Consider the following 5,735-nt stretch of genomic DNA (forward strand, 5'->3'; position numbering starts at 1 on the left):
GCGTTGAAATACAGAACCCCCGATGCGGTACATAGGGGGTTCTGAGTAGAGAAATGCTAGTTGAAAATGTGTAAACCTATTTCAGGACTAGACAGATGAAAGCGTAGATCATGGTCAAAAAACTCGTGACACTTACCATCTATCTGATTTCTTCCTTAATTTTGGTAGTAATAGCGATCAAGTGAAGAATGGACTACAACGTTTTCTAGAGTTGATTTTTTCTCATCCATATAAAAATCCCACCTTTGATGAGTTTGCAATGTTCATGGCGTTTAACAGCTCGGTTCGCTCTGGTGATTTATCACGTCAAGTCGGCGCTGTAATTAGTAGAGAAAAGCAAATAATTGCAACTGGAGCTAATGATGTACCTAAGTCTGGTGGGGGACTATATTGGGCAGAAGTAGACAAAAAAACAGGAAAGGTAGAAGATCATCCAGATGGAAAAGATTACACCAGAGAGAAAGACTCTAATAAACAAGCACAAGCAGAAATAATAGAAGAAATTGCTAATAACCTTCTAGGTAGTGGTCTATTTGAAGAAGAACGTCAACTAGAAATAATTAAGATACTAAAAGACAGCAAGATTTCTGACCTCACTAAGTTTGGACGCGTTGTTCATGCAGAAATGGATGCTTTACTTTCTTGTGGTAGAGCCGGAATTCCTACAAGTGGCACCACTATTTATTGTACTACGTTTCCATGCCATAACTGTGCAAAACATATCATAGCCAGTGGAGTAGAGAGGGTTGTTTATGTAGAGCCATATCCCAAAAGTCGAGCTTTAGATTTTCATTCCGAGTCGATTACATTGAAATCTGAACTTGAAGAATCGACCTTGGACAATAAAGAGACTGTAGCCTTTGAGCCATTTATTGGCATTGGCCCACGTCGATTTCTTGATCTATTCTCTATGAGTTTAGGTGGAGGGGCGAAATTGAAACGGAAAGATAAAGGTGGTGCAATTCTTGAGTGGGATAAAACTAAAGCACCAATTCGGTCACCTTTGGTGCCAAAGTCATACAAGGAAATAGAAATTGCAGCGACAGAGTTATGGGATAAATTAGGGTAAACCCTCACGCATTTATTAGTAACAAAGAGGGAGCAATAAATTGCTCCCTCTTTGGTTATTACCCTTCCTGATTTTCCCCGGTTGCCGGTTCGGCACCGGCGGCGGGTTCAATCTCGATGCGATCGACACGCTGCAAGCCACGGGGCAGCTTGGCGCCGCGGCGGCCGCGCTCGCCGCGGTAGTAATCGAGATCAGAGGGTTTCAAGGTCAGCTTGCGCTTGCCGGCAAACAGGGTGACCGACTGGCCCTGCGGGATCACGGCGGCCATTACCACAAACTCCTCACGCGCCTTGACGCGAGCCGACGGAATGCTGATCAGCTTGTTGCCCTTGCCCTTGCCGAGCACCGGCAGGGTGTTGAGCGAGAACAGCAGCATGCGCCCTTCGTTGGAGATGGCCATGCAGAGATCGGTCTCTGGCGAGCCGATCTTCTGGGGTGCCATCACCTGACCCCCTTCCGGCACGGTGAGCAGCGCCTTGCCGTTCTTGTTCTTGCCGATCAGGTCGTCATAGGTGCAGACAAAGCCGTAACCGGCATCGGAGCAGATGAGGTAGGGCTCGCCCTCGTTGCCCATCACCAGATGGCGCACCTCTTCCCCTGCCCCCAGCGCAAAGCGGCCGGTGAGCGGTTCGCCCTGACTGCGCGCGGATGGCAAGGTGTGAGATTCGAGGGCATAGGTGCGGCCCAGCGTGGAGAGGAACACCGCCTGCTGGTTGCTGCGGCCACAGGCGTGGGCCAGATAGCTGTCCCCCGCCTTGTAGGAGAGCCCCTCGACATCCACATCGTGGCCCTTGGCGGCGCGCACCCACCCCTTGTCGGAGAGGATGACGGTGACCGGTTCGCTGGGAATAAGCTCTTTCTCGGTCAGCGCCACGGCGGTGGCACGCTCCACCAGCGGGGTGCGGCGATCGTCGCCGTACTTCTCGGCATCGGCCAGCAGCTCTTTCTTGAGCAGGGTGTTGAGACGGCGCTCGGAGCCCAGGATCAGCTCCAGCTTGTCGCGCTCTTCGGCCAGTTCGTTCTGTTCGGCGCGCAGCTTGAACTCTTCGAGCTTGGCCAGATGGCGCAGTTTCAGCTCGAGGATTGCTTCGGCCTGGGTCTCGGTAATGTTAAAGCGCTCCACCATCACCTTGCCCGGCTCATCCTCGGTGCGGATGATCTCGATCACCTCGTCGATGTTGAGATAGGCGATCAGCAAGCCTTCGAGGATGTGCAGGCGAGCCAGCACCTTGTCGAGGCGGAATTGCAGACGGCGACGCACGGTCTCGCGGCGGAACCGAATCCACTCGCTGAGGATGGTCTTGAGGCACTTCACCTGCGGCCGGTTGTCGAGGCCGAGGATGTTGAGGTTGACCCGGTAGTTCTTCTCCAGATCCGTGGTGGCGAACAGGTGGGCCATCAGCCCCTCCACATCCACCCGGTTGGAGCGCGGCACGATCACCAGACGGGTCGGGTTCTCGTGGTCAGATTCATCGCGCAGGTCGGTGACCATCGGCAGCTTTTTCGCCACCATCTGGGCGGCGATCTGCTCCATGATCTTGGCGCCGGAGGCCTGATGGGGCAGCGCCGTGATGACGATATCGCCATCCTCCTCGCTCCAGACCGCCCGCTGCTTGATGGAGCCCTTGCCGGTCTCGTAGATTTTGCGGATATCGTCGCGCGGGGTGATGATCTCGGCATTGGTCGGGTAATCCGGCCCCTGAATGTGCTGCATCAACACATCGAGCCCCGCATTGGGGTTGTCGAGCAGCTCGGCACAGGCGTAAGCCACTTCCCGCGCGTTGTGGGGCGGAATGTCGGTCGCCATCCCCACCGCAATACCGGTCACCCCGTTGAGCAGGATGTGCGGCAGACGGGCAGGCAGCACCACCGGCTCCTTCATGGTGCCGTCGAAGTTCGGCGTCCACTCCACCGTGCCCTGACCCAGCTCGGAGAGCAGCAGCTCGGAGAAGCGCGACAGCCGCGCCTCGGTATAACGCATGGCGGCGAAGGATTTGGGATCGTCCGGCGCACCCCAGTTGCCCTGACCATCCACCAGCGGGTAGCGGTAGGAGAAGGGCTGGGCCATCAGCACCATGGCTTCATAACAGGCGCTGTCGCCGTGCGGATGGTACTTACCCAGCACGTCACCCACGGTACGGGCGGATTTCTTGTGCTTGGAGAGGGCCGACAGACCCAGCTCGCTCATGGCGTAGATGATGCGCCGCTGCACCGGTTTGAGGCCGTCGCCAATATGCGGCAAGGCCCGATCCATGATGACGTACATGGAGTAGTTCAAGTAAGCCTGTTCGGTAAAGGTGCGCATTGGCTGGCGCTCTACCCCGTCCAGACTGAGCTCGATAGCATCACTCATATGTTTTTCTCTTGCTATGGCGCGCCCCAGGAGGGCACGCCTGAAATGCGGGTCGGCAGGTGACCGACGGCTTAGATGATGGCGAGGTTACCCTTCTCTTCCAGCCACTCGCGGCGATCACCCGCCCGCTTCTTGGCCAGCAGCATGTCCATCAGCTGCAGGGTCTCGTCAGCCGCATCCCCTTCGCTCTCTCCTGCCGGCTCCATGGTGAGCTGCACCAGACGGCGAGTGTTGGGATCCATGGTGGTTTCCCGCAGCTGTTTCGGGTTCATCTCACCCAGACCCTTGAATCGGGTCACCATCACCTTGCCTTTCTTCTTCTCGGCCTCGACCCGCTGCAACACGCCATTCTTCTCGTCCTCGTCGAGGGCGTAGTAGACCTCTTTACCGATATCGATCCGGTAAAGCGGCGGCATGGCGACGTAGACGTGACCCTTCTCCACCAGCGTGCGGAAATGTTTCACGAACAGGGCGCAGAGCAGGGTGGCGATGTGCAGACCGTCCGAGTCCGCATCCGCGAGGATGCACACCTTGCCGTAGCGCAGGCCGCTGAGATCCTCGGAATCGGGGTCGAGCCCGATGGCGACCGAGATATCGTGCACTTCCTGTGAGGCGAGCACCTGACCGGCCTCCACCTCCCAGGTGTTCAGGATCTTGCCGCGCAGCGGCATGATGGCCTGAAACTCGCGATCCCGCGCCTGCTTGGCACTGCCGCCCGCGGAGTCACCCTCCACCAGGAACAGTTCGCCCTGCATGGGGTCGGCGCAGTTACAGTCGGTCAGCTTGCCGGGCAGCGCCGGGCCCTGGGTGATCTTCTTGCGCACCACCGTCTTGGCGGCGCGCATCCGGCGCTGGGCGCTGGAGATACAGATCTCGGCGATCTGCTCCGCCAGCTCGGTGTTGCTGTTCAGATAGAGGCTGAAGGCATCCTTCACCACGCCGGAGACAAACGCCGAGCTCTGGCGGGAGGAGAGGCGCTCCTTGGTCTGACCGGCGAACTGTGGATCCTGCATCTTGATGGAGAGGATGTAGGCGCAGCGATCCCAGATATCTTCCGGGGTCAGCTTGACCCCGCGCGGCAGCAGGTTGCGGAACTCGCAGAACTCGCGCATGGCGTCGAGCAGCCCCTGACGCAGACCGTTGACGTGAGTACCGCCCTGCGCAGTGGGTATCAGGTTCACATAGGATTCGGCGAGGCATTCTCCCCCTTCAGGCAGCCAGCAGAGTGCCCAGTCCACCGCCGACTGTTCGGAGCTAAAGGAGCCGATAAAGGGCTGCTCCGGCAGGCAGGTGAACTGCTTGACCGCGTCGACCAGATAATCCTTGAGGCCATCTTCGTAGCACCACTCCAGCTTGATGCCGGTGTTCTTGTCGAGGAACTTGATGGTGAGGCCCGGGCAGAGCACCGCCTTGGCTTTGAGCAGGTGCTCCAGCTTGGTGACCGAGAACTTGGGCGAATCGAAGTAGCTTGCCTGCGGCCAGAAGCGCACCCGGGTGCCAGTGTTGCGACGACCGCAGGTGCCGGTGATGGTCAGCTCCTGCACCTTCTCGCCGCGCTCGAAGGCGATGTCGTAGACCTGACCGTCACGACGCACGGTCACCTCGACCCGATCGGAGAGGGCGTTCACTACCGAAATACCCACCCCGTGCAGACCGCCGGAAAACTGGTAGTTCTTGTTGGAGAATTTGCCGCCCGCGTGCAGCTTGCAGAGGATCAGCTCCACCCCGCTGACACCCTCTTCCGGGTGGATATCGACCGGCATGCCGCGGCCGTCGTCGATCACTTCGAGGGACTGGTCTTCATGCAGGATCACCTCCAGATTGCGGGCGTGACCTGCCAGCGCTTCATCGACGCTGTTGTCGATGACCTCCTGGCCGAGGTGATTGGGCCGGGTGGTGTCGGTATACATGCCGGGGCGGCGACGCACCGGCTCAAGGCCATTGAGGACCTCAATGGCATCCGCATTGTATTGAGTAGACATGGAGGGCCTTGCGAATTGACGTTTGGAGGGAATCTTAACTGCTAGGCGGGGGTAGAACAAACTCCCCGCACCGAAAGCTTGATCTGGAGAAGAACAAGCAGGGCGAGACCGCCCTTATTGACTCGAACCTGACTATAACCCGAGGAAACGGATGATCTGGGCGGGGTAGCGCTCGAACGCGACAAAGGCGTGGTTGCCGCCGCACTCCAGCGAGAGGCGGGCAAAGCGGTATTCGTCCAGCGCCTTGCGATAGTCGAGCACCTCATCCCCCTGCTGTTGCAGCACCCAGAGTCGCTCCGGCGCCGTCACCGGTACCGCCAGTGCCCGCAGC

The 5,735-nt window shown here is 58.1% G+C and carries 4 protein-coding genes; 1 reads left to right on the forward strand and 3 read right to left on the reverse strand.

Annotated features, from left to right (window positions below; genetic code table 11):
• Positions 1-181: 181 nt before the first annotated feature.
• Positions 182-1,069, forward strand: coding sequence for a deaminase (locus AB5Y92_RS00245; RefSeq protein WP_368225073.1), 888 nt, complete (start codon positions 182-184; stop codon positions 1,067-1,069).
• 58 nt (positions 1,070-1,127) lie between these two features.
• Here the strand turns inward: AB5Y92_RS00245 and parC are convergent, their stop codons facing one another.
• The 3 genes from parC to AB5Y92_RS00260 all read right to left on the reverse strand — a co-directional run.
• Entirely contained in the window at positions 1,128-3,422 is a 2,295-nt protein-coding gene (gene parC / locus AB5Y92_RS00250; protein WP_368225075.1) for a DNA topoisomerase IV subunit A, read from the reverse strand.
• A gap of 71 nt (positions 3,423-3,493) precedes the next feature.
• Positions 3,494-5,404, reverse strand: coding sequence for a DNA topoisomerase IV subunit B (parE, locus tag AB5Y92_RS00255; RefSeq protein ID WP_005363090.1), 1,911 nt, complete (start codon positions 5,402-5,404; stop codon positions 3,494-3,496).
• 132 nt (positions 5,405-5,536) lie between these two features.
• The coding region (locus tag AB5Y92_RS00260; RefSeq protein ID WP_368225077.1) for a YqiA/YcfP family alpha/beta fold hydrolase at positions 5,537-5,735 on the reverse strand (199 nt) is incomplete at its 5' end.

Origin of the sequence: Aeromonas sp. R1-1 (assembly GCF_040908495.1) — a bacterium.
GTDB lineage: Bacteria > Pseudomonadota > Gammaproteobacteria > Enterobacterales > Aeromonadaceae > Aeromonas > Aeromonas veronii.